The following is a 2,119-nucleotide window of genomic DNA, read 5'->3' on the forward strand; positions in this document are numbered from 1 at the left end:
AGCCGTCAGGCTCTTCTCGACTTTGTGTGATAATTTTTGCTTATGAAATCGTGAAATGTTTACTGGGAAAGACTTTTAGGACTATTTGGTTAAATAAACTATCAGTATAGACCTCGTTTCCACACAGAAACCAGAAGAGCCTATTAATTGAGGCTTTCGATAAAGAACGCATATAATAAGCCAATAAAAATAAAAAGGTGCGTTAATTGCACCCTACGCGATTGGCGAGCGCTCTGAAAGTCCTTATCGGTCTGATTGGCGTGCGACAATGATCGCTACAATTTCCGACTATAATAAAGAACCAGCAACTCTCAATGATTACGAATTTCACTGAATGCCAACGGTCATTAGAATTGGACATTTTCGGTTTCACTTCTATTCCGATGAAGGTTCCGAACCGCTACATATTCATGTACGTTCTCCTGATGGTGAATGTAAATTTTGGCTTGAACCGATAATCATTTTAGCTTCCAATCGTGGTATTCCTTCCCATGAGCTACGGGAAGTAGAGAGGCTAGTTTATAAAAATCAAGACCTTTTAAGGAGTGCTTATCGTGATTTCCACAAACATTAATCCTATAATGACTGTTGAGCCTGCCGCCATTCGAGCCTGGGCAGAAGAACGCATGATATACGTTGAACTCAGTGATGGACGTATTATCGGTTTTCCTAGTGATCGCTTCCGCATTTTGAAACAAGCAACGAATGAGCAATTGGCGGCGGTTAAGGTTGAAGTCAACGGCTATGCTCTACGGTGGGAAGAATTAGATGAGGATATTACCGTTCCGGGGATTGTCGCTGGTCATTTTCAGTTACCGCCTTTCTAATCTGTTTTGATAGTTCAAGCAACCGTAAGACGGATTTGCGTAGGTGATCGCACTGTTTTAAAGTTTAATTAACAAGAAGATAGTGATCGCACTGGATGAAAGGGTTTCTAAGGCGATCGCCAAAGGTTTAAGAATGTGAGGGATTGATGTTACAATCTCTTCAGAGGAAGGACTGATTGGGGCTTCTGATGAGGAACAGTTAGCTTATGCTTTATTGCAAAGCCGAGTCATTTTCACTTTTGATGATGGCGATCGCTGATGCTTCTACGCGCTGTGCTAATATCTCCAATATTATAGGTGCTTTTGCTTTATGAAAAATCAGTTATTAAAATTAGCTTTTGAAGTAGAAATTGAAGAAGGGGAGCAACTCAATCTTCCCAGTTCTATTGTGCAAGGAATTGGTAAAGGGAAGTGGGTGATTACTATTCAGCCCAAAACCTTAGTTAGCGATCGCCTTCATTCTTCTTTTTTGAATAGTTATGCCCCAGAAGACGAAGGTTTATATGACGATTATTAAAGGAGGTGAGTTCTGGGTTGCCAAAATTCTATTTACTGATGGTACATCATCAAAAAAAAGACCTGTGTTGATTCTTTGGGTTGATGGAGATGACGTTATTGTAACGGCAGTGACCTCAGCAATGCCCCGAACACAAACAGACATATTATTAAAAGATTGGGCCAATAGTGGTTTGAGGGTTCCCTCTACTGTACGTTTATCCCGTCTTGATTGCTTGGAAAAAAAACTTACTGCTTGCTAAATTGGGAAGGATTTCAAATGAAGATGCTGTCCATCTACTTAAAGTTTGGGACGATTATATTAAACCTCAATTTTAGACGATCGCGGTTTTAAAGTTTAATTAACAAGAAGAGGGCGATCGCACTGGATGAGGAGCAATTAGCCCAGACTTTAGCCGATCCAGATTTAATCCGTTCTAGCGATCGCGATGAAAAGGCGTTGTTATTTTCTAAGTGGTTTTCAACGATTCGGACGGGACGATTTTTAATTGTGGTGGTGGTTTCCCAATCTGCTCTTAGTCGTCATTGGATCGTGACCATATACACAGCCCGAAAAATTACAGGGGGAATAATAGACATCTTCAAAAATTATAACCCAGTCACAGCTTGCTTTTAGCTTGTGTACTAATTAAGTAGTTCGATAACTGAAATGTATATCTATCGTTGCTAATTCAATTTCACTGAAAAAATATGAGGCAATTAAAATAATTTTTATTCGGGTAGATTCCTTAACTAGAAAGACTTTTGGTCTTGAGATAATATTAGGTCGAGGTCTA

Annotated in this window: 4 protein-coding genes; all 4 read left to right on the top strand. The window is 39.6% G+C overall.

Translation table 11 applies throughout. The features are described from left to right. Nucleotides 1–334: 334 nt before the first annotated feature. Nucleotides 335–574: a DUF4160 domain-containing protein gene (locus PX481_RS12350; protein ID WP_002760312.1), complete on the top strand. Its 240-nt coding sequence runs from the start codon at nucleotides 335–337 to the stop codon at nucleotides 572–574. 7 nt (nucleotides 575–581) lie between these two features. Further along, the gene (locus tag PX481_RS12355; protein ID WP_043997139.1) at nucleotides 582–827 is read left to right on the top strand and encodes a DUF2442 domain-containing protein; all 246 of its coding nucleotides are present in this window, start codon (nucleotides 582–584) and stop codon (nucleotides 825–827) included. Nucleotides 828–1,137: 310 nt separating this feature from the next. Then, nucleotides 1,138–1,344: a hypothetical protein gene (locus PX481_RS12360; RefSeq protein WP_002760310.1), complete on the top strand. Its 207-nt coding sequence runs from the start codon at nucleotides 1,138–1,140 to the stop codon at nucleotides 1,342–1,344. Beyond that, nucleotides 1,331–1,585: a type II toxin-antitoxin system PemK/MazF family toxin gene (locus tag PX481_RS12365; protein WP_223213016.1), complete on the top strand. Its 255-nt coding sequence runs from the start codon at nucleotides 1,331–1,333 to the stop codon at nucleotides 1,583–1,585. Before PX481_RS12360 ends, PX481_RS12365 begins: the two co-directional genes overlap by 14 nt. The last annotated feature ends 534 nt before the right edge of the window (nucleotides 1,586–2,119 follow it).

The organism is Microcystis sp. M53603_WE2, assembly GCF_030065435.1.

What these genes read in the sequence shown, in the direction of transcription:
- PX481_RS12350 (WP_002760312.1), top strand. Translation starts at nt 335, where the DNA reads ATGCCAACGGTCATTAGAATTGGACATTTTCGGTTTCACTTCTATTCC.
- PX481_RS12355 (WP_043997139.1), top strand. Translation starts at nt 582, where the DNA reads ATGACTGTTGAGCCTGCCGCCATTCGAGCCTGGGCAGAAGAACGCATG.
- PX481_RS12360 (WP_002760310.1), top strand. Translation starts at nt 1,138, where the DNA reads ATGAAAAATCAGTTATTAAAATTAGCTTTTGAAGTAGAAATTGAAGAA.
- PX481_RS12365 (WP_223213016.1), top strand. Translation starts at nt 1,331, where the DNA reads ATGACGATTATTAAAGGAGGTGAGTTCTGGGTTGCCAAAATTCTATTT.